The sequence below is a fragment of the Neptunomonas sp. genome, from assembly GCF_041601355.1.
GTDB lineage: Bacteria > Pseudomonadota > Gammaproteobacteria > Pseudomonadales > Balneatricaceae > Neptunomonas.
Genome location: NZ_JBFIIH010000062.1, coordinates 1 through 22,385 on the forward strand (window position 1 = coordinate 1; position 22,385 = coordinate 22,385).

Below are 22,385 nucleotides of genomic sequence, written 5' to 3' on the forward strand. Positions count from 1 at the left end.
GCACCTATTGTTGCAGAAGTGGCAAAAGAGATGGGTATTCTGACCGTTGCTGTTGTGACCAAGCCTTTTCCGTTTGAAGGCCGTAAGCGTATGAAGCTTGCGGATGAAGGGATTACGGAATTACGTGAAAACGTAGACTCACTGATCATTATACCGAATGAAAAATTGATGAAAGTGCTGGGGCGTAACTGCAGTCTGATATCTGCATTTAATGCCGCAAATGATGTATTGCGCGGTGCCGTGCAGGGGATCGCAGATTTGATCACGCGTCCGGGTATGATCAACGTCGACTTTGCAGACGTGCGAACCGTGATGTCTAAAATGGGCATGGCGATGATGGGCACCGGAACAGCACGAGGAGAAGATCGTGCAACCGTAGCGGCTGAGGCAGCAATAAACAGTCCATTACTCGAAGATGTCGACCTGAAAGGGGCGAGTGGTATTCTGGTAAACATAACCGCTGGCCTGGATCTGAGCTTAGGCGAATTTACTGAAGTTGGTCACATCGTCGAAGAATATGCCGCTGATGACGCGACCATCGTTGTGGGTACGGTAATCGATCCTGAAATGAAAGATGATATTAAAGTGACCGTCGTGGCTACCGGTTTTGACAAGCGTCTGGAAACCGTTGAGGCTGTAAAACCTTCTCATCAGCGTAGCGAAAACAAGCCTAAGTTTAATCAAATAGAGCTGCCTTCGGTTTTGCGTCGTCAGAAGCAGGAAGCACTGGTCGAACCTGTTAAAAGCCCGGATCATAAGGCGGATAAACAGCAAGATGTCGATATGTTGGATATACCCACATACCTTCGTCGACAGGTTGATTAAGATCAGTCTTGGCGGTGGCATTGGTTGCTGATTTGGCGCCATTTTGTTACTATTTTGAGTTATAGAGATATTTTTCACATTGGCGGACGCATGATCAGACAAAGAACCCTGAAGAACAGTATTAAGGCTACCGGAATTGGTCTGCACACCGGCCAAAAAGTGTATTTAACGCTCAAACCGGCCTCTGTAAATACGGGTGTTGTTTTTCGCCGTACTGATGTTGATCCGGTTGTAGATATTCCTGCTTGCACAGAAAATGTAGTTGATACGACATTATCTACCAATTTAGGTAAGGGTGGTGTACGTGTTGCTACGGTTGAGCATCTGCTATCTGCTTTGGCCGGTTTAGGTATCGATAATGTTATTGTCGAGTTGAGCTCTGAAGAAGTGCCGATTATGGATGGAAGTGCAGCGCCGTTTGTATTCCTGATTCAATCAGCGGGTATCGCTGAGCAGGAAGCCGCTAAGCAGTTTATCCGTATTAAAAAAGAAATCACGGTTTCTTCTGATGGTAAGTCAGCTACTTTTCGTCCTTTTGATGGCTTTAAAGTCGGCTTTAGTATTGAATTTGAGCACCCTGCTTTTGAAGGTCGTAATAAAGAAACCACACTGGACTTCTCAAGCACCTCTTTTGTGAAAGAAGTAAGCCGGGCGAGAACGTTTGGCTTTATGCGTGATTTTGAATACTTGCGTTCACAAAACCTTGCTTTAGGTGGCAGCTTGGAAAATGCGATTGTTGTCGATGACTACCGTATTCTGAATGACGATGGTTTGCGTTACGATGACGAGTTTGTGAAGCATAAAGTTCTGGATGCGGTGGGTGATTTGTATCTGCTGGGTAAAAGCTTAATTGGTGAGTTTATTGGTTATAAATCAGGCCACTCCCTGAACAATTTATTACTGAATAAGTTGTTGGAAACAACAGATGCCTGGGAAGTTGTTACGTTTGAAGATCAGGAGCAAAAAGCTCCGATCTCGTACCAGCAGCCGGTTCTGGCTGATTAAATTGTGTGATGATTAGAATGCCGGGCTATAGCCCGGCTTTTTAATATATGAAGAGAAACAGTTTATAACTTTATTAGTGCGGTGGTTGAAATACTTAACACAGCCCTAATAAAACAGAGTATTCATTTTACTATTTACCTTTATAATCATATACCTTAATAACAAAAGTGCAGTTGCTTTGGCTTCTGGAACTTACGGAAAGATAATTTATATATGCTGACCTCATTGTTTAAAAAAGTCTTTGGTAATAAAAACGATCGAGAGTTAAAGCGTATGGGGAAGCTGGTTAAGCTGATCAATGCGTTTGAAGAAGAGATCGAAAAACTGTCGGATGCTGAAATAATAGCCAAAACAGAAGATTTCAAACAGCAAATCGCTAACGGCACTACCCTTGACGTGATTCTTCCTGAAGCGTTTGCGTTAGTTCGTGAGGCATCTAAACGCTCTATGGGTATGCGTCACTTTGATGTGCAGTTAATCGGTGGTATTACGCTGCATGAAGGTAATGTCGCTGAGATGCGAACAGGTGAAGGTAAAACGCTGGTAGCGACCCTGGCCGTTTACCTGAATGCCCTGGAGGGTAAAGGGGTTCATCTGGTAACGGTTAACGATTATCTGGCTAGCCGTGATGCTGAATGGATGCGTCCCTTGTATGAAGCGTTGGGGTTAACAGTGGGTGTTGTTTTATCACGTCAGGACCCTGAAGTTAAACGTGCAGCATATGCAGCAGATATTACCTACGGTACTAACAACGAATTCGGCTTTGATTATCTGCGTGACAACATGGCGTTCAGTCTTGCTGAGAAAGTACAAAGAGACTTTCATTATGCGGTGGTCGATGAAGTCGACTCTATTCTGATTGATGAAGCCCGAACGCCGTTGATTATTTCTGGTCCGGCTGAAGACAGCTCCGCGATGTACAAAAAAGTCAATCTGCTGATTCCTCAGCTGACGCGTTTTGATGGCGAAATAGATCCTAAAGACACTGAGCAAAATATTAACGAGCACTTTGTTGTTGATGAGAAAAATCGCACTGTCGAGTTGACCGAGGCGGGTCATCAGATCATCGAGGAGTTGTTGACTAAAGAAGGTATCCTGGCAGAAGGTGAGAGTTTATATGCGCCGCATAACCTTAATTGTCTGCATCACGTATTAGCGGCTCTTCGCGCACACAATCTCTTTATTCGTGACAAAGATTACATTATCCAGGATGGTCAGGTCGTTATCGTTGATGAGCATACCGGGCGTATTATGCCGGGCCGTCGTTGGTCTGAAGGTTTGCATCAGGCTGTTGAAGCGAAAGAAGGCGTGCCTATTCAGTTGGAAAGTCAGACGCTGGCATCCACTACATTCCAGAACTACTTCCGTCTTTACCAGAAGTTGGCCGGTATGACAGGGACGGCCGATACTGAAGCATTTGAGTTGCGTCAGACTTATGGCCTGGATGTGTTGGTCATTCCAACTAACCAGCCGGTAGCGCGAATCGATTCAAACGACATCATCTTCCTCACTATGGAAGAAAAATATGATGCGATTATTAAAGAGATTCGTGACTGCCGAGAACGGGGTCAACCCGTATTGGTGGGTACCGCATCGGTAGAGTCGTCAGAGCTGATCTCTAACTACCTGAATAAAGCCAATGTTGAGCATAATGTGCTGAACGCGAAAAACCATGAACGTGAAGCGTCCATTATTACTGATGCCGGACGCCCCGGAGCTGTAACCATCGCCACCAATATGGCCGGACGTGGTACGGATATTAAGCTTGGCGGTAATCTGGAAGCAGAACTGGAAGCGCTGGACAATCCGACAGAAGAGGAGCTGGCAGCAGCAAACGCAGATTGGGAAGCGCGTCATCAGCAGGTAATTGCAGCGGGTGGTTTGCATATCATCGGTACTGAGCGTCACGAGTCTCGTCGTATCGATAACCAGTTACGTGGTCGTGCAGGTCGACAGGGTGATCCTGGTTCATCACGCTTCTTCTTATCATTGGAAGATGATTTGATGCGTATCTTTGCTTCTGACCGTGTGCGTGGCTTTATGCAAGCGCTGGGGATGGAAAAAGGCGAAGCGATTGAGCATAAAATGGTGTCCAACGCGATTGAAAAAGCTCAGCGAAAAGTGGAAGGGCGTAACTTTGATATCCGTAAGTCATTATTAGAATATGATGATGTGGCCAATGATCAGCGTACCGTAATTTACAATCAGCGTAATGAGCTGATGGCCTCTGACGATATTTCTGACACTATTGTCGCTATCCGCCAAGAGGTCATCGACAAGTCTATTAGTAACCATATACCTCCGCAGAGTCTGGCTGAACAGTGGGATGTTGCCGGGTTAGAGCGTGCGTTAGAAGCAGAGTTTGCTTTGGCATTGCCGGTTCAGCAATGGCTTGATGAAGATAGTTCGCTGCATGAAGAAACCTTGCGGGAGAAAATCCAGGCGGAAATTAGCGGTGCTTACGAGCTTAAAGCGACTATTGCCGGTGAGCAGAGTATCCGTTTGTTTGAGAAGCAGGTGATGCTCCAGGTACTGGATACGTTATGGAAAGAGCATCTGCAAACCATGGATCATTTGCGTCAGGGTATCCATCTACGGGGTTATGCACAAAAAAATCCTAAACAGGAATATAAGCGTGAGTCGTTTGCACTGTTTCAGGAGCTACTTGAAAATATTAAACGCGATGTTATTAAAATACTCAGCCATGTTCAGGTGCAAATGCCTGAAGAAGTTGAGGCCGTTGAACAGCAACGTCGTGAACAATTAGAACAACAACAGATGAATTTTGAGCATCAAAGCAATACTGGCTTTGCCGACGAGGCAAATGAAAATACAGCCGCCGATGCAGATAGTAATGCAGATGACAGGGTCATGCCTGTGCAGGAAACATTCGTCAGAGACCAGCCCAAGGTTGGCAGAAATGAGCCGTGTCCGTGTGGTTCCGGTAAAAAATATAAGCAGTGTCACGGGCAATTAAATAAGTGATCACTATTTATAATAGTTAATATTTGAAAGCAGCTTTGGCTGCTTTCTTTGTTTTGTTAATAGATTTGTTAAGAGTTTTATTAGTAGTTTTAGTAGTTTTAGTAGTTTTATTGGTTTTATTAATAATTTTATTAATAGTTTGGTTAAGAGTTTCTTTGAGAGGAAAATAACATGGCAGTAGGACCGGCAACATTACCAGTACTTCATCCTGTAAGCGGTGTGCGTTTGGGCATCGCTTCTGCTGGCATTAAAAAACCTGGCCGTAAAGACGTGGTTGTTATAGAAATCGCTAAGAAGGCAACACTCGCGGGTGTTTTTACCAAAAATGCATTTTGTGCAGCGCCCGTTATTGTTTCTAAAGCGCACTTAAAGCAGGGAAAAAATCGTTACCTATTGATTAATACGGGTAACGCGAATGCAGGAACGGGTGAGAAAGGCATGAAGAATGCCTATGCTTGTTGTACAGCGCTGGCCGAAGTCGCTACGACTGCTCATGCTGAGAGTACTGAGCTTAAGGTTAAGAAAGAAGACATCTTGCCGTTCTCTACCGGTGTTATCGGTGAGCCGTTGCCTGTTGAGAAAATCGTTGCTGCTTTGCCTGATGCATTAGAGAGTCTGGATGAAAACCGCTGGGCAGAAGCGGCAGAAGGAATCATGACAACAGATACGCGCCCCAAAGGAGCCTGTGTTCAGTTTGTTTATGAAGGTAAAACCATCACGGTAACCGGTATCTCCAAAGGTGCAGGCATGATTATGCCTAATATGGCGACCATGCTGGGTTTTGTGGCAACGGATGCCGCTGTGAGTGCAGAACTGCTTCAGGCGTTGTTAACTGAAGCGGCAGATTTAACCTTTAATCGCATTACCATAGACGGTGATACCTCGACGAATGATTCTTGTATGCTGATTGCGACTGGTAAGTCAGGTGCAGAGGTTACAAAAGAGAATGACACCCTGTATCGCTTGTTCAAAGACGCTTTGCATCAGGTGATGCTGGAATTGTCATTGGCTATTGTTAAAGACGGTGAAGGCGCTACTAAGCTGGTAACCATTCGGGTCGAACAGGCTGCATCACAGCAAGAAGCGCTGGCAACTGCTTATACCGTCGCACATTCGCCGCTGGTGAAAACTGCACTGTTTGCCAGTGACCCGAACTGGGGGCGTATCCTGGCCGCGGTCGGAAGGGCAGGTATTGAAAACCTGCAGCTGGATAATTTGCAAATCTATCTTGATGAAGTGTGTATCGTTGAAAAGGGTGGACGAGCTGACAGTTACACAGAAGAAGCCGGAAAAAAGGTCATGAGTCAGGAAAATATTCTGATAAAAATTGTACTGAATCGTGGCACGATCAACGAGACAGTATGGACCACCGATCTCTCAACTGAGTACGTCACTATTAACGCAGACTACCGTAGTTAATCGATGATCATTCATGTGGCGGCGGCGGTTATAGAAGACGGCTTGGGTAATATTTTCCTCGCAAAACGTCCTGATGATAAACATCAGGGCGGATTGTGGGAGTTCCCCGGCGGAAAAGTTGAATCGGGAGAATCGCCCGCCGCCGCTTTGATTCGCGAGCTTGATGAAGAAGTCGGGATTCAGGTAACCGAGAGTCAGCCTCTGATTCAGGTTCCTTATCATTACGCCGATAAATCTGTGTTTTTAGATGTATTCCGAGTGACTGCTTTTGCCGGGACGGCCTGGGGTAAAGAGGGGCAGGAAGTCTGCTGGGTACCGGCTAACGAACTGGATTCTTACGCTTTTCCTGCGGCAAATAAGCCTATTCTTAATGCGGTACTCTTGCCAGATAAAGCGTTAATCACGCCAGTCTGTGAGTCTTTATCAGAGTGTCTTGGCGGTATCAAAGCAGCGATTGATAAGCATGACTTGCAATGGGTAATGCTAAGGCAGAAGCAGTTGACAGACGATGATTATTATCGCTGGGCTGTTGCTATAAAGGCCGCTATACAAGCCTCGACAAATGCCACTATAGAAAAAGAATCCATTATTAAGGCTGCTGGTCACAAGGCTCTTGATAATAAAAGCGCACTGCTGACGCTAAACTGTTCGGTTGAGCTGGCTAATCGCCTGAACGCGGATGGACTACACCTGACATCAGCGCGTTTAATGGCGCTTACTGGCAGAGAAGAATTTAGCGGGCGCTTTTTGGGTGCATCCTGTCATTCTGTTGATGAATTGAATCGAGCGGTGACGCTCAAGTGTGATTACGTCACTTTATCTCCTGTCAGCGCTACGAGCAGCCACCCAGAGACACCCGCCATCGGCTGGCTCGAGGCAGAAAAATTGATTTCAGAAACTGCATTGCCGGTATTTTTACTGGGAGGTATGCACGCAGATGATTTACCGCGTGCGTTTGACATTGGGGCGCAAGGTATCGCGGCTATTAATGCCTGGTGGACTTAGGTAGAGAGCCAGATAAAGAATTCTGGGTGTAATCATCTTCAGTATAGTCATCAAGATCATCTACAGAGGGTGAAGCGGGTATTTGATACTCTTCGCTGGCCCACGCACCTAAATCAATCAATTTGCAGCGGTCACTGCAGAAAGGGCGGGATTTATTCTTTTCATCCCAAATGGATGGCCCGCCACATTGCGGACATTTAATCTTCTTCATACGCGGTACTCGTTAACAGCCAATTCACGTAATTTTATATCCAATAGTTTTATCTGATTTTTCAGGTTGTCTAAGGTGCTGCTATTTTCTAACACGCTATCGGCTAGATCAAGCCGCGCTTGTCGGCTAAGTTGAGCAGCCATAATACGTTTGATCTGCTCTTCGTTATTAGCATCGCGGGATGCCGCACGTTCAACCTGTAGATTTTCAGGCAGATCAATAACAACGACATGATCAACCATTTTATGCTGATCTGTTTCCAGTAGCAGAGGAGAGGCAAGAATGACAAAAGGTGTCATATCTTGGTAACTTTCTATTTTATCCATAATGCGGTGGCGGATAATAGGATGGAGTAATTGTTCAAGCCATTCACGAGATTTGGTGTCTGAAAACACGGTTTCTCTTAAGTGAGCGCGATTTAACGTTCCATTATCGGCTAATATAGCCGGGCCAAAGTGCTCAACAATCCTGGTTAATGCCGCTTCGCCTGGTTCCACGACTTCACGTGCAATAATATCAGCATCAATTACGGGCCTGCCCAGTGCTTCAAACTGCGCTGAAGCCGCACTTTTTCCGCTACCAATTCCACCCGTTAAACCAACCACTAACATAATAAAACTCACTTAATGATGTTTCAAAATTTTCAGAAAAACCAATATTCACTATAACATCAAAAGATAGGCTGCTGTTATCTGATCACCCCAGAGTAGCGCTATCCAACCGGCAATCGCTAAATAAGGCCCGAAGGGAAGTGGGTTTTGAGCTTGGTGTTTTCTCGATAACATCAGGATTACCGCCAGAATAACACCGGTAACTGAAGAGAGTAAAATGATTAAAGGCAGAGCCGTGGCACCACACCAGGCTCCCAGCGCCGCCAGGAGTTTGAAGTCACCATAGCCCATGCCTTCTTTACCCGTGAGAAGTTTAAATAACCAGTAAACAGACCAGAGAATCAGATAACCGAGAGCGGCTCCCCATACGGCGGAAGACAATGATGTGAAGCTATCTTGAGAACTAGTTTGAGAGTTGATCAGCAGGCCTAGCCATAAGAGTGGCAGTACTATTCTGTCAGGTAGTAGTTGATGGTCAATATCAATAAAGGTTAATGCCACTAAGCACCAGGTGAAAAATACGGCAGCTAATCCATTAGTATTGAAACCAAACTTGGTTACAGCAATAACACTCAATAGCGCGGTTAACAGTTCTATGACAGGGTAGCGCAACGAAATAGAGGTTTTGCAACCTGAGCACCGGCCGCGTAAAAACAGATAACTAACAACCGGGATGTTTTCATACCAGCGAATCTTATGTTGGCAACGGGGACAGGTGGATGCCGGTGTGGCCAGATTGAAGGTTTCCTTAGCGTCCTTTTTATCAGTGCTATGGATATCAACTGATTGGCTATCGGGTAACGCTTCTTCTATCAGGCTTTCTTGCCATTCTCGCTCCATCATTACCGGAATCCGGTAGATCACAACATTTAAAAAGCTGCCAACTAATAAAGCGAAAACAAAGGTAAACATTGCCGCATACAGTGGTTCAGCACTAAGCCAGGTTATCAGTCCTGTTAAATAAGTCGTCATCTTGTCTGTATCACCAAACTAAAAATTTATATAAAGGCATAATCAATGCCTGCAATAATGGATGGTTCGCTATACGACATTACCTAACTGGAAGATCGGCAGATACATGGCGATAACCAGGCCGCCTACCAAAATGCCCAGCACGGCCATAATCATCGGTTCCATCAGGCTGGAAAGGTTGTCCACTGCATTATCGACTTCCTCTTCATAGAAGCTGGCGACCTTGTCGAGCATCCCATCCAAAGAGCCTGCTTCCTCGCCAATAGCGATCATCTGTATCGCCATGTTGGGAAACACACCTGTCATAGTGACCGCGTTCTGTAAGGATTGGCCGGTAGAAACACCATTACGGATTTGAATAATGGCGGTGCGATAAACAACGTTTCCGGCTGCACCGGAGGCGGAGTCTAAGGCATTCACCAGCGGGACACCGGCAGCAAAGGTGGTTGATAATGTTCGCGCGAAACGAGCAATGGCTGCTTTGTGTAATATTTCACCTAACACAGGTAGTTTGAGTACCGCTCTATCAATAAAGTCGGCAAATTTTTGAGACTTTTCTTTCATTTTGACAAAAGAAAAACCGATTAGCATTATGCCTATTAGTGCAATAAACCAATAGGTTTGAGCGAACTCAGATAGTCCAACTACAAATTGTGTAAACGCAGGTAGTTCAGCGCCAAAGCTTGAGAAGACACTTTCGAATTGAGGCACTACTTTGACCAGCAGAATAGCGGAAACAATAATACCGACTACTAACACCGCGGCTGGGTAGGTCATCGCTTTTTTAATCTTTTTCTTTAATGATTCCACTTTTTCTTTATAAGTAGCAATACGGTCAAGCATGGTTTCCAGGGCACCAGATTGTTCGCCGGCGCTTACCAGGCTGCAATAAAGTTCATCAAAGTATTTAGGGTGGTCGGCTAGTGAGGCGGCAAAGTCCTGACCGCCATTCACGGACGCGCGAATGTCGTGAATCAGTTCTTTGACTTTGGTTTTTTCAACGCCGTTAGCGACAATATCCATCCCCTGCAGAAGAGGTACACCCGCGCGCATCATGGTGGCAATTTGTCGGGTGAAATAGGCAATATCTAAGGGTTTTATGGGTTTGCTTTTATCACTAAACAGGGATCCTGAGGATTCCTTAGCCACCTTTTTTGGTAGAATGCCTTGTTTGCGCAGCAGTGCCTTTGCAGTTGCTATATCGGTCGCATCAATTTTACCTTTACTTATATTGCCGCTTTTGTCTTTGCCCTGCCAGCTATAAGTAACGGATTTTTTTTGTTTGGCTGCCATCTTTATCTGTTCCTTTTTCTGCTATCAGGTTTTAATAACTCGGTTTATCTCTTCCAGGCTGGTGAGGCCTTGAGCCACCTTATCCAGTCCGGTTTGGCGAAGTGGTCTGAATCCTTGTTCGCGGGCAATACGGATAATATCGATAGAGGAGCCATTATTCATAATCACTTCTGCTATTTCAGGGGTCATAGGTAGCATCTCATAAATACCTACGCGGCCTTTATATCCACGTGTGCACTTAGCGCAGCCGTCAGGATTGGCTTCGTACAGCGTCATATTCTGCATCTGTTCAGGGGTAAAGCCTTCTTCCATTAATGCTGCTTCTGGTACAGACGAAGCGCGTTTACAAGGCTCGCATAAACGGCGTGCCAAGCGTTGAGCAATAATTAAGCTGACAGAAGTAGCCACGTTGAACGATGCGACACCCATATTGCGTAATCGGGTGAGCGTTTCCGGCGCGCTGTTTGTGTGCAGTGTCGAAAGTACCATATGGCCGGTTTGCGCGGCTTTTACTGCGATTTCAGCGGTTTCAAGGTCGCGAATCTCCCCGACCATGACCACATCCGGATCCTGTCGCAGGAAGGAGCGTAATGCTTCGGCAAAGGTTAAACCGACTTTGGCATTTACATGCACCTGGTTAATTCCTTCAAGGTTTATCTCAACAGGATCTTCCGCGGTAGAAATATTCAATTCAGGTGTGTTAAGTATATTGAGGCCTGTATACAGCGTTACCGTTTTACCACTACCAGTCGGGCCGGTAACCAGGATCATTCCTTGTGGTTTGTGTAAAGTGCTCATGTACAGATCATTCTGCACCTGGCTAAAGCCGAGTGCATCAACCCCCATTTTGGCACTGGAAGGATCGAGAATACGCAGTACTATTTTTTCACCCCAAAGGGTAGGGAGCGTGTTAACACGAAAATCAATGGCGCGGTTTTTAGATATCTTCATCTTGATCCGGCCATCCTGTGGCATACGTCTCTCGGAGATATCCATCTGTGACATGACTTTTAAGCGCGCCGATAAGCGTTTGGCAAGGTTGTTAGGTGGTTTGGCAATTTCCTGCAAGATACCATCTATACGGCTGCGGATACGGTAGCTTTTTTCATAAGGCTCAAAGTGAATATCGGATGCGCCTTTTTTGATGCAGTCGAGTAAGATTTTGTTTACAAAGCGCACAATGGGAGCATCTTTGGAGGCATCTTCACTGCTTTGCTCTTCTTCTTCCTTGGCGCTACCATCGTCAATTTCCAGCGAATCGAGGTCGGTATCCTCAAGCTCTTCAAGCGCAGAGCCTTGTCCATCAAGGAATGCTTCAATAAACTGTTTGAGTTTATCTTCCTCTACTATGACCCCTTCGGTAGTAATCCCTGTATGGAACTTAAATTCATCCAAAGCCTGGATGTTTGTCGGGTCTGCCAGCGCGACATAGAGCCTGTTGTCGCGTTTTACTAACGGAATAGCATGGTGCTTGGAGATCAGATTATCAGCGACTAAGCCCTGCGGAATAGTATCAGTATTGACACAGTTGAGATCCAGCAAAGGTAAACCAAATTCATCTGAAGCTGCGCTGGCAGCACGATGTGCACTCACTAGTCGTTCATCTATGATGTGGCTGATAAAAGGTTTTTGAGAAGCCCGCGCTTTTTCAATCGCGTTACGGGCCACATCCGCAGAGAATACACCGTCTTTAACCAGTCTTCTGGCTAGGCCGCTTAAAGGTTGCTGAACCTGCATGTACTCTCCTTTATCCATAATTATTCTTTGATAACCTGTTCGGTTATTTTGTGGGGGCTTGAATTCATTTCCCTTTTATTTGGCTTTAAATCTAAATTGAACCCATTCACAAGTCATTAATAATTATAGGCTAATATTCAGGCCGCAACAGCACAAACTAAATTACTATTAAAAGAATAAATTGATTTTTTAGATTTAGTAAATTTTTACTTGCCTCTGTGGAAATTAGGAAAAGCTGGTCTACACTGGTCAGTAAGTACTTCTTATACAAGGTACCGATACAAGGAAATACGGATTCACCAATTTAAATATTACTTTTAATTATCGAAAAGTCGCTGGAGAAGCACACATGAGAAACATGAAAAAACAACAGGGTTTTACATTGATCGAGCTGATGATCGTAGTAGCGATTATCGGTATTCTGGCAGCGATTGCATTGCCTGCGTATCAGGATTACACAAAAAGAGCACATGTGACTGAAGGCTTGACGTTGGCTGCAGCAGCAAAAACAGCAGTGACTGAATATTATTCTTCACAAGCAGCTTTTCCTACGACTAATGCAAGTGCAGGAATGACTGCATCAACTAATATTACTGGGAATGCAGTCAATAGTGTGGCTATTGGTACCTCTGGTGCGATAACAGTAACATATAATGGAAAAGTAACATCTGGTGCTACTATCATTCTGGCGCCAACAGCAGCTAGTGGTGGCGTTACGTGGACTTGTAATGGTGGTAGCGTTGACGGTACATTCCGTCCAAGTAATTGCCGATAAAAGCTATAATTATCAACCCGCTATGATGATAGCGGGTTTTTTTTGCTCAAGTAATACTGCGCTGGCCTTAGCAAAGTAGAAATATCCCACCTAGCGATTATCCTCATACATTAAGTATTTCCTTTTTTATCAACAGCTTTGAATCTTTTATTCTTTGTTTTTATCTAACTTCAAAGTATTATCTTTTATTGATTACTCACGTTAGGTTGGTCTGATTTTCTATGAAGCGTACAATAATTATCCTCCTTATCGCTGCTTCTATAGCGGTTACTCTTTACATCAATCAAACAAAACAACTCATTCCACCAGACGTTAAATTACTGATTGAGCAGACTTTGCTGGATGATCCATTGTTCCCTGCGCGACCTGTGTGGTGGAGTGACGATAAAATTCTCGCATTAGGTATCGTTCCTGACGGGATTAGCGGTGATGTGGCGGCTAATAAAGCCTGTGAATTACTAACAGGACGTTCGTTGCCGGTGTCGGGTTTGCTGATTGAGATTTACGATGTGGTTAAGATTCAGAAGTCTGATGATTGGGGCTTGCTTGGTTCAGCTAAGTGCCTGTAAAAAAGATGCCCATAAAGGTGTCACTAAAGAGATGCTCGTAAAAGGAGTGTCCGTAAGTGAATGTTCATCAGTGAAGTTTGCATAAGCTGAGAAAAGTGAATTCTCAGCGTATTGAATTCAGCCGCCGTCAGGCGGTGGCTGAAATATACTCACATCAAGAACTGACTTTTAAACCATCCCCACAAACCGAGTGAGTAATTGGGGAATATATCAATCCCCAGTGCTGATTTGATCAGATACAGAACTATCAGCCCTAGGATTGTTGCAAATAACAAAAACGAAGCCACTGCAAAGGCGGTGGCTATGCGGGATAGGTCTTGTTCGCGTCGAGAAAGATCCCGCTTATTTCGCCCTGCCAGGAAAACAAAATAATAGCGCCAGCGCCAGAATTTCAGGGTACCTCGCAGATCAATAGAGTGCTGCCCCCACTTGCGTGCGCCAAAAGCAATTTTAAGCGCGGCGAGCTGCTCTTGGGTGAAGGATTCCTTCAGGTCATCCGGTAGGCGATCTTTTAAGCCGTCTATAAAAGGATCGTTTTGCACTATATAGTCCTTGTTCAGACGCTTCTTAATTAGATTATTTGGTTAGAGTCTTCAGTTAGATCAAGCGCATCGATAGATCGATGGCACGACAGTGTTTGGTGAGCGCTCCTATCGATATGTAATCAACTCCTGTTTGAGCAATATTGAGTAGGGTGTCATCGGTAATATTGCCAGAGGCTTCCAGTTTAGCCTGAGCGCTGTTTGCGAGTGCTTTATTAATAGCAACCGCTTCGCGGAGTTCTTCTGGCGCAAAATTATCCAGCATAATGATGTCTGCATGCGCATCTAACGCTTGTTGGAGTTGTGCCAGTGTTTCTACTTCCACTTCTACTTTTTTACCGGGAGCCGTTTTCTGGGCGGTTTCAATCGCTTGTTTAATCCCGCCGCATGCCATGATGTGGTTCTCTTTAATCAGAAAAGCATCATAAAGACCAATACGGTGGTTGTAGCACCCACCACAAGTGACGGCATATTTTTGTGCCATACGTAAACCTGGGATGGTTTTACGGGTATCGAGTAAACGAACCGAAGTGCTAGCCACCTTATCCGCGTAGTGTTGACTGATAGTGGCGGTGCCGGATAGGGTTTGTAAAAAATTAAGCGCACAACGCTCTGCTGTGAGTAAAGATCGTGCTGACCCTTTAGCAGTAAACAGCACCTGATCAGGCTTTACTTGGTCGCCATCTTTGATTTGCCATTGGATCTGCATGTTGGGATCTACCTGACGAAACACTTCATCAACCCATGCGGTACCGCTGATCACTGCTGATTCACGTGAAATGACGCGGGCCGTTGCTTGCTCTGTTTCACAAATCAACAGGGCAGTAATGTCGCCACTACCGACATCTTCTGTCAGTGCTGCTGTAACATTGGCGTAGATAACAGGTTTCAGGTCGGTGATAGTTAACATAGTGTTCCGGGCTGTTTTGAATAAATGGTTGTCTGACTGCTTGTATAAACATTGCATGCTAAAATGTTTATATTAATCATTTGGCAATTTTAGCCCAATACTAACAAGGCGAGTAGGTTAAGTGCTGAAAACAACGTATAAAATTGAAAATGGCTTACTCTCCAACTGCCAATGGTGCCCGTCACCTAATTATAATGTGCGTCCATCGCCTGATTACAACGCACGTCCAGCGTCTAATGAAAGCTCTCTTAATCAAGACATGTTAGTGGCCGCTATTGAGCTGCTGGTGATTCATAATATAAGTTTGCCCCCGGCGCAGTTTGAAAACGGTTATATCGAAGCTTTTTTTCAAAATATCTTGCCTGTTAACGCCCATCCCTATTTTGCTGAAATAGCGGACTTAAATGTGTCGGCACATCTGCTGATTACGCGAAGCGGCAAGGTTATTCAGTTCGTCAATTTGAATGAGCGTGCCTGGCATGCGGGTGTCTCTTGTTTTGCCGGGCGTGTCAATTGTAATGACTTCTCGATCGGAATAGAGATGGAAGGTACTGATTATCTTGCCTATACCTATCAACAATATCAGGCTCTGGCGGCTGTCACGTTTGCTATTCGGGTTGCTTACCCCGCTATCTCAACATCTTCTATTGTCGGGCACTCTGATATAGCACCGGGACGAAAAACTGATCCGGGAGAATCATTTAATTGGCCTTATTTTTTTCAGTTGGTTAGCGCTGCTGATGAAACTAGCTGTGATGATCATCACTCATGCTTTAATGACCCGGGCTTTAATGAATCAGCTCTGAATGAGCCAGGCACTAATCAGCCAGATGCTAAGAAGGAGCAGGTATGAAGTTTCTTGCGATATTGTTTGTATTAGCTTTACGTAGATTCACTCAGTACCGGCCATTGTCAATATTCAGCTCCGAACAACATTGGTTAGGGCGTTTTATTATTGCTTGTGTATTTTCGCTGGTTGTAGAGTGGGTATTGATAACTTTGTCAGATGTGGCATATGGGCTGGCAACGCTGATATTACAGTGCCTGCTGTTTTTTTATCTGGTGGTCAGGCCAAGCGCTACGGGGATGTTGGATCAGTATATTGGGTATGTACAGCGAGGGGATGCCGAGGCGGCTTATCTGCATGCTTCGGACTTGTTGGCCTTGTCTTCAAATGAAATAGGAACGGATGAGACGTTGGAGGCTGAGGTTTTTGATAAGTATGTTGTCTTAATGTTTAATCTTTTCTTCTTACCCTTGTTAATGTTCTGGATGCTAGGATCTGTAGGGTTGATTTTTGCCGTACTGGTATTTGATTTTAGTGATGACTGCCAGCGTACGCCCGCCTTCTTTAAGCTGTTAAGACGAGCTATGCAATTTCCGCTGATCTTTACCTATTATATTTGTGGTCATTCTGTGGCGGTATGGCCTGTGATTACATCGGGTAGGTTTTCGGATGCGGGCTTAGTGGCGGCGGCCCGTGAGGCCATAGCTAAGGATGAAAAGCTTGCTTTACATAGTATTACTTCTTTAAAAAGCCTGCATGAGAGGGTGTTATTGGTCTGGTTGCTCCTAATGGGACTTAGCGTGATTTTTGGTATGAGTTCGCCGTTGTATTAACGCTATAACTGATAATTATTTTCATTTATCATACGTTTTTGAATTTTAATATATCTGGTTGTTTTTAATGTCCTCACTGCTGTCGGTTGAATCTCTTTCCTGTGCCTATGCTAACCATGTGATTGTCGAAGGTGTCAGCTTCGCAATTAAAGAGGGAGAGATCGCTTGCCTGTTAGGGCCTAGCGGGTGTGGTAAAACAACCTTGTTGCGTGCGCTGGCAGGCTTTAATCCGGTTGCTGCGGGTTCTATTCGTATGCAGGGGCAGGAAGTCTCATCCACGTCGGCAACGCTTCCTCCTGAGAAACGCCAGATGGGCATGGTGTTTCAGGATTATGCGCTTTTTCCTCATCTTAGCGTCGCAGATAACATCGCTTTTGGGCTTAAGAATAAAACTCGGGCTGAAAAAAATGAGATTGTTCTGTCAATGTTAGATCTGGTGAGGTTGCCTGACCTGTCAAAACGTTTTCCTCATGAGCTTTCGGGTGGACAGCAGCAGCGTGTGGCATTGGCGCGAGCATTGGCGTCGCGTCCTCGCTTATTGTTAATGGATGAGCCTTTTTCAAACCTGGACACAGAGATGCGTAAAGAGCTGTCGTTAGAGGTGCGGGATATTATCAAACAGCAGGGAATTGCGGCGGTTGTGGTTACTCATGATCAGGAAGAGGCGTTTGTGATTAGTGATGTGCTGGGTATATTAGCAGACGGAAAGTTGCAGCAGTGGGGTACGGCCGAATCGCTTTATTACCGTCCGGAATCCGTGCAGGTAGCTAAATTTGTCGGTGAAGGCGAGCTGTTTAATGGCACTTGTCTGGCAGAGGCGCGTGTTGAAACTGAACTGGGTCTGCTTGAGTTCGCCGAACCGCTATCACTAAACCCACAGCAAGCGGTTAAGCTTTTCATCCGTCCGGCAGATATTTCACCGGTGGTTTACAGTGAAGCGCATACCAAAGCGCAAGTGTTAAGTCGCGAGTTTATGGGTGAAGCGACACGCTACCGTCTGCAACTGGACTCTGGCAGAGCGGTATCGGCGCTGGTAAGAGAGTTGCTACCCTTTAAAATCGGAGATGTTGTCGGTATCGAAGTTGCGGTGCATCGGCCCATTGTTTTTCCCGCCTAACGTAAAATCTATTTTATAGACTATGATTTAAACTTATTAATTCAACTATAGTTAATTCAGTAAGTTGCTATGTCAAAGCGAGCGGCTGCTATTGATAAGGAGTGTTTTTTGCACCTCTCATTTTCATCCCCCTTCTTGACTCGCTGGCCCTTTTTTACAGCATGTATCGCTTTATTTTTTTCCGCTTTTTACTTTCATCCGAATATGGGGGGCGAGGGTTTATTTATTCCTCATAATTCAATAGTGTGGATGGCGACAGCGTTTGTTATTCTTCTGGCTGTTTGGAGGATGTGGCAACAGCAGACAATTCGGATGCCTCCTTTCTTTGTTTTGATCTTAGCGATGCCATTGTTAATTCTGTTAACGGGATTTATTGTCGGGACGGAGCAGCCTCTTTCCTGGATGTTGCGTATATCAGCTATCCTGTTAGGTTTTTTGCTGTTTTTTGGGTTGTTTCAATTTAAAACTTCTCGTCGAGATGTTAACAGCGGCTTGTATGTTTGGTGTGGCGCATTGTCGTTACATGCTCTGGTTGGTGTTATACAGCTGTTACCAGGGGCTCTTCTATCCAACTTTATACCCAATGTTGACGACCCGATATCCATTGGTATGTTTCAACAACCAAATGTTCAGGCTAGCCTTATGGCAACCGCCATTGCTTTATCAGTTTATCTAATAAGTTCGCCGGATTTTCGTGGACGGCCTGTGTGGGTTAAATCGCTGCCCCTCATATGTTTATTGTTGTCCACTTTTACGTTGATGAGTTCAGACTCGCGTGTCGGTCTATTGGGCGGAAGTGCTGCGTTGGTACTGATACTACTGTCGCGCTTTAGTCTGCTTAAGTTACGCCGCGGTTGGGCGTTAGGAATGCTTGTGGTATTGCTAGCAGGTGGTGGTTCAGGGCTTATTATTAATGATGGAGCCCTGCGTGCTTATTCGAAAATAGAGCAACTGAGTGGGCAAGGGCAGGATATTCGTAAAGATGTTTATCGTATTAGTTGGGAGATTATTAAAGATAAGCCGTTGTTAGGGCATGGAATTGGCAGTTTTCAGCAAGTGTTTCATGAAAAAGCTGCTGAATATCAGTTAAAAACCGATGGATTTAATTTGGGACTTTGGTTTTCACATCCGCATAACGAGTTGCTATTGTGGGGTATTGAAGGTGGTGCTGTTGGGCTGTTGGCTTTTCTTTTTGCAATTGTTGCGGTGCTTTGTCAGCTAATTTGTTTAGGCTGGCAGCGCGGAGGAGCGATGGCGGCATTATTGCTCCCTATTGCTCTTCATACTCAAGTTGAACATCCATTTTATGTATCGGCTTATCATTGGGTGATGTTCTTATTTCTATTGTTTGTCGTTTTTAATCAATCGGGAAGTAAGGTTTACCCTTTGCGTGTGAGCTTTGCAGCAGGGGCGCTAATCAGAGGGCTATCAATTATGCTTATGCTTGTAGTGCTTTGGTTTTGTACTACATCCTTATATTACTCTAACCGTATAGTTCATATGCTTTATTCGGACAAAGCTAAACTTGCAGAATTAAACGCGATTCAACAACATCCTTATTTTTCTGAAGTAGCAACGCGTCTATTATTAGCTCATTTTTCTGAAGCGGAGAAGTTATCGAAGGGGACCAGTGTAACGTTAGAATATGTTGAGTGGTTACAAGTGTATATCAAGCATGTACCTGATATAGGTGTTTTCGTAGACCTGATTCGTGCCTATGCTTATCTAGGCGACTCTGTGAAGATGCAGGCCACCATAGATCGGGCCCTCTACCTATATCGCGATCATCCTTTGATATTGAAAACAGCTAAAGAAGTTAAAGAGAAATATAGTCTTTATTGATTTATTCCTAAATAACGACTGCCTAATGCGCTGAGCGTGTCCCGGTAATGGATTTGCTCAGCAGTATCACCGGTATAATCCCTACCAGCACTATTAATAGTGCTGCCAGTGCACACTGTTCAAGCTGCTCATCGGAGGCGTACTGATATACATAGGTGGCCAGCGTGTCGTAGTTAAAAGGGCGTAAAATCAGGGTGGCGGGCAGTTCTTTCATACAATCGACAAACACAACTAACGTCGCCGTCAGTAAACCGCCTTTGATGAGAGGAAAGTGAACTTTTATCAGTGTTTTGCTGGGTGACATGCCAAGTGATCGGGAGGCCATGTCCATCGTCGGTGTGACTTTATTTAATGAGCTGTCTACGGCGCCGGTGGCTACCGCAAGAAAGCGAACACAGTAAGCAAAAATCACAGCAAAAACAGTACCGCTTAATAGTAGCCCTGTCGAAAAGTTGAATTGTGCGCGCATAAAAGCATCGACACGGTTATCGAAAGCAGCGAGTGGAATGATCACGCCAATGGCTAATACAGCGCCTGGTAGCGCGTAACCTAAACTGGAAAAGCGTACGGCTGAAGTCAGTCCGAGGCGGTTGGGGTTTAAGCGTTTTGCATAGGTGAGCAGTACGGCTAGCGTCAGACATAACAGGGCAGCGCCGCCAGACAGTAAAAAACTGTGGCTGGCGTGAGCTAAAAAGTCGGTCGATAAAAACTGATCCAGATGGCTGGCTGAGTAGCTGACGAGTAAACCTACCGGAATGATAAAGCCTAGCAGTATCGGTAATAAGCAGGCTAAAAAGGCAAGCGTGCTCCTGATACGGTTTAATGGATAAGCCTGAATCGCTTTGAAGCGGTCTGAGCTGTGAAATTGTTTTTGTTTGGCCCGGGCAATGCGTTCCAGGGCGATAAGCACGACGACAAAGATCATCATCATGGTCGCAATTTGCGCCGCGCCTCCCAAATTACCCATATTGAGCCAGGTATCATAAATACCTGCGCTCATGCTTTGCACTGCAAAATAGTCAACCGTGCCGAAATCGTTGAGTGTTTCCATGGAAACCAGTGCTAAACCTACCGCAATAGAGGGGCGTGCGATGGGGAGTGAAATACGGTAAAAACTTTGCCATGGGTTACAGCCCATTAATCGGCTGGCATCTTTCAGGCTCATGGATTGTTCTAAAAAAGCAGCGCGTGACATCAGGTAAACATAAGGATACAGCACAAAGGTGAGCATCAGAATCGCACCTGAGAGTGAGCGAATCTCTGGAAACCAGTAGTCTTTGGCACTTTGCCAGCCAAATATATCTCGCAGAAACCCCTGTACGGGTCCGGCGAACTCTAATATGTCAGTGTATATATAAGCGATCACATAAGCGGGGACCGCGAAGGGAAGCAGCAACGCCCATTCGAAAAAACGCTTTCCCGGAAATTGACACATGGTCACCAGCCATGCGGTCGTTACGCCGATAATGACCGACAGTGACGCGACACCGAACATAAGCTTCAGCGTCGTACTGATGTAGACGGGCAGGATAGTATCAGCGAGATGTCGCCAGATGTTTTCTTCCGGAAAAAGCGCCAGATAGAATACGGATAGAACAGGAAGAGCCACCAGTAAAGCGGCACCCCAGCTACTGATATACCAGCCAGTGGTATTATGAGCACGGATAGAATGTGTTTTCATTAGCCCAAAACAACAAAACGATAGCCGCGAAGACTATCGTTTTTGTAAAGTAAAGTCATTAACGCATTAGTCAATCAGAACCCTGTGTGCATAAAAATCAGGAGCTCTTAATTATCAAAACCAACTTTGTCGACCAGTTTTGCTGCAGCCGAACGCTGTGCTGATACTTGCTGAAGGTTAATTGAATCACCTTTAAACTCACCCATGTACTTTTCGATCAATTCTGAACGAGGCGTATTTGGGCGCACCGGGAATTCGAAGTTAGAATTCGCGTAGTATTTTTGAGCGTTTTCTTCTGTTAAGAACTCAATCAGCTTTTGTGCCGAGGCAGCATGTGGCGCGTGTTTAGTGATACCTACACCGGAAATGTTCATGTGAGTACCGCGATCAGCCTGATTAGGAAAAACCAGATTGACTGATTCTGCCCATGTCTTTTGTTCAGGTTCTTTGTCGTTAGTGAGCATGTGTCCAAAATAATAGGAGTTGCCCAGCGCAAGGTCGCAGACGCCTTCTTTGATCGCTTTTACCTGAGCGCGGTCATTTCCTTGTGGTTTTTGAGCCAGATTCTCTTTAACAGCACCTAACCAGTTTTCTGCTTCCTCTTCGCCGTGATGAGCAATCATGCTGCCAATCAGAGAAAGGTTATAGGTATGCTTACCGCTTCGTGTGCAGATACGGCCTTTCCATTTAGGATCAGCGAGTTCTTCGTAAGAGGTGATTTCACCGTCTTTAACACGATCTTTAGATGCGTAAATTAAACGGGCACGCGATGTCAGACCAACCCAGCGACCTTCAGGATCACGGAATTGGGCGGGTACGTTTGCATTAACAATATCACTGGATAATGGCGCAAAAAGTCCTTTTTCTGTCGCGTCAAACAGGGGGCCGATATCGGAAGTTAACAGGATGTCCGCCGGTGAGTTGCGGCCTTCGTGTTCGAGACGCTCGAGTAACCCTTTTTTTGCAAAAACCACATTGGTTTTAATGCCGGTCTGTTCTGTGAATGCTTTTAATAAAGGCTCAATCAAAAACGGCTGACGATAAGAATAGATGTTTACTTCTTCCGCTTGTGCCATTGGATTAAAGGCGAGGGTTGTCGAGAGTGTGGCAAGAGCAAACAGAGATTTACGCAACATGGTTTATACCCTACTTGTTTATTAAAGATCGCATCTGGAATAGATCGGTTAAAAGATAACGCGAATTATTATCGTTTAGAGCTTCGCTGTCAATGCGGATGAGTATAATTCTCAATACCATTAACTTATA

Annotated in this window: 20 protein-coding genes; 11 read left to right on the forward strand and 9 right to left on the reverse strand. The window is 45.1% G+C overall.

Annotated features, from left to right (window positions below; genetic code table 11):
- From ABY436_RS11150 to ABY436_RS11170, 5 genes are all read left to right on the forward strand, one after another.
- A partial coding sequence (locus tag ABY436_RS11150; protein ID WP_372739050.1) for a cell division protein FtsZ occupies positions 1–825 on the forward strand: 825 nt, incomplete at its 5' end.
- Positions 826–915: 90 nt separating this feature from the next.
- A complete protein-coding gene (gene lpxC / locus ABY436_RS11155; protein ID WP_372739051.1) occupies positions 916–1,830 on the forward strand; it encodes a UDP-3-O-acyl-N-acetylglucosamine deacetylase in 915 nt (304 codons plus the stop codon).
- A gap of 213 nt (positions 1,831–2,043) precedes the next feature.
- Positions 2,044–4,815 (forward strand): preprotein translocase subunit SecA, encoded by a 2,772-nt coding sequence (gene secA, locus ABY436_RS11160; protein WP_372739052.1) that lies wholly within the window; start codon positions 2,044–2,046, stop codon positions 4,813–4,815.
- Positions 4,816–4,986: 171 nt separating this feature from the next.
- The gene (gene argJ, locus ABY436_RS11165; protein ID WP_372739053.1) at positions 4,987–6,234 is read left to right on the forward strand and encodes a bifunctional glutamate N-acetyltransferase/amino-acid acetyltransferase ArgJ; all 1,248 of its coding nucleotides are present in this window, start codon (positions 4,987–4,989) and stop codon (positions 6,232–6,234) included.
- Positions 6,235–6,237: 3 nt separating this feature from the next.
- Positions 6,238–7,239 (forward strand): Nudix family hydrolase, encoded by a 1,002-nt coding sequence (locus tag ABY436_RS11170; protein WP_372739054.1) that lies wholly within the window; start codon positions 6,238–6,240, stop codon positions 7,237–7,239.
- Here the strand turns inward: ABY436_RS11170 and yacG are convergent.
- The 5 genes from yacG to pilB all read right to left on the reverse strand — a co-directional run bounded on the left by yacG (position 7,220) and on the right by pilB (position 12,063).
- Positions 7,220–7,450: a DNA gyrase inhibitor YacG gene (gene yacG / locus ABY436_RS11175; protein WP_372739055.1), complete on the reverse strand. Its 231-nt coding sequence runs from the start codon at positions 7,448–7,450 to the stop codon at positions 7,220–7,222. The two genes, ABY436_RS11170 and yacG, sit on opposite strands and share 20 nt — an antisense overlap.
- The gene (gene coaE, locus ABY436_RS11180) at positions 7,447–8,073 is read right to left on the reverse strand and encodes a dephospho-CoA kinase (RefSeq protein ID WP_372739056.1); all 627 of its coding nucleotides are present in this window, start codon (positions 8,071–8,073) and stop codon (positions 7,447–7,449) included. Before coaE ends, yacG begins: the two co-directional genes overlap by 4 nt.
- Before the next feature lie 39 nt (positions 8,074–8,112).
- The gene (locus ABY436_RS11185) at positions 8,113–9,033 is read right to left on the reverse strand and encodes an A24 family peptidase (protein WP_372739057.1); all 921 of its coding nucleotides are present in this window, start codon (positions 9,031–9,033) and stop codon (positions 8,113–8,115) included.
- Positions 9,034–9,102: 69 nt separating this feature from the next.
- Positions 9,103–10,326, reverse strand: coding sequence for a type II secretion system F family protein (locus ABY436_RS11190; RefSeq protein WP_090728755.1), 1,224 nt, complete (start codon positions 10,324–10,326; stop codon positions 9,103–9,105).
- A gap of 24 nt (positions 10,327–10,350) precedes the next feature.
- The gene (gene pilB / locus ABY436_RS11195) at positions 10,351–12,063 is read right to left on the reverse strand and encodes a type IV-A pilus assembly ATPase PilB (RefSeq protein ID WP_372739058.1); all 1,713 of its coding nucleotides are present in this window, start codon (positions 12,061–12,063) and stop codon (positions 10,351–10,353) included.
- 349 nt (positions 12,064–12,412) lie between these two features.
- Here pilB and ABY436_RS11200 point away from each other — a divergent pair, with 349 nt between their 5' ends.
- Entirely contained in the window at positions 12,413–12,838 is a 426-nt protein-coding gene (locus ABY436_RS11200) for a pilin (RefSeq protein WP_372739059.1), read from the forward strand.
- A 221-nt stretch (positions 12,839–13,059) separates the two neighbouring features.
- The gene (locus tag ABY436_RS11205) at positions 13,060–13,407 is read left to right on the forward strand and encodes a hypothetical protein (RefSeq protein WP_372739060.1); all 348 of its coding nucleotides are present in this window, start codon (positions 13,060–13,062) and stop codon (positions 13,405–13,407) included.
- A 149-nt stretch (positions 13,408–13,556) separates the two neighbouring features.
- Here ABY436_RS11205 and ABY436_RS11210 read toward each other — a convergent pair whose 3' ends face one another.
- Entirely contained in the window at positions 13,557–13,949 is a 393-nt protein-coding gene (locus tag ABY436_RS11210) for a 3-phosphoshikimate 1-carboxyvinyltransferase (RefSeq protein ID WP_372739061.1), read from the reverse strand.
- A 55-nt stretch (positions 13,950–14,004) separates the two neighbouring features.
- A complete protein-coding gene (gene nadC, locus ABY436_RS11215; protein ID WP_372739062.1) occupies positions 14,005–14,859 on the reverse strand; it encodes a carboxylating nicotinate-nucleotide diphosphorylase in 855 nt (284 codons plus the stop codon).
- Positions 14,860–14,980: 121 nt separating this feature from the next.
- On the opposite strand from nadC, the gene ampD reads away from it, so the two are divergent.
- From ampD to ABY436_RS11235, 4 genes are all read left to right on the forward strand, one after another.
- A complete protein-coding gene (ampD, locus tag ABY436_RS11220) occupies positions 14,981–15,712 on the forward strand; it encodes a 1,6-anhydro-N-acetylmuramyl-L-alanine amidase AmpD (RefSeq protein ID WP_372739063.1) in 732 nt (243 codons plus the stop codon).
- Positions 15,709–16,479, forward strand: coding sequence for a hypothetical protein (locus ABY436_RS11225; protein WP_372739064.1), 771 nt, complete (start codon positions 15,709–15,711; stop codon positions 16,477–16,479). The genes ampD and ABY436_RS11225 overlap by 4 nt, the downstream gene beginning before the upstream one ends.
- A gap of 67 nt (positions 16,480–16,546) precedes the next feature.
- Entirely contained in the window at positions 16,547–17,596 is a 1,050-nt protein-coding gene (locus ABY436_RS11230) for an ABC transporter ATP-binding protein (RefSeq protein ID WP_372739065.1), read from the forward strand.
- 609 nt (positions 17,597–18,205) lie between these two features.
- Positions 18,206–19,438, forward strand: a complete 1,233-nt coding sequence (locus tag ABY436_RS11235) for a Wzy polymerase domain-containing protein (protein WP_372739066.1) — start codon at positions 18,206–18,208, stop codon at positions 19,436–19,438.
- Positions 19,439–19,460: 22 nt separating this feature from the next.
- On the opposite strand, the gene ABY436_RS11240 is transcribed toward ABY436_RS11235, so the two are convergent.
- Both ABY436_RS11240 and ABY436_RS11245 read right to left on the reverse strand, forming a co-directional pair.
- Positions 19,461–21,119: an ABC transporter permease gene (locus ABY436_RS11240; RefSeq protein ID WP_372739067.1), complete on the reverse strand. Its 1,659-nt coding sequence runs from the start codon at positions 21,117–21,119 to the stop codon at positions 19,461–19,463.
- A gap of 107 nt (positions 21,120–21,226) precedes the next feature.
- Positions 21,227–22,255 carry a Fe(3+) ABC transporter substrate-binding protein gene (locus ABY436_RS11245; RefSeq protein WP_372739068.1) on the reverse strand — a complete coding sequence of 343 codons (1,029 nt, stop codon included), beginning with the start codon at positions 22,253–22,255 and terminating at the stop codon, positions 21,227–21,229.
- Positions 22,256–22,385: the final 130 nt, after the last annotated feature.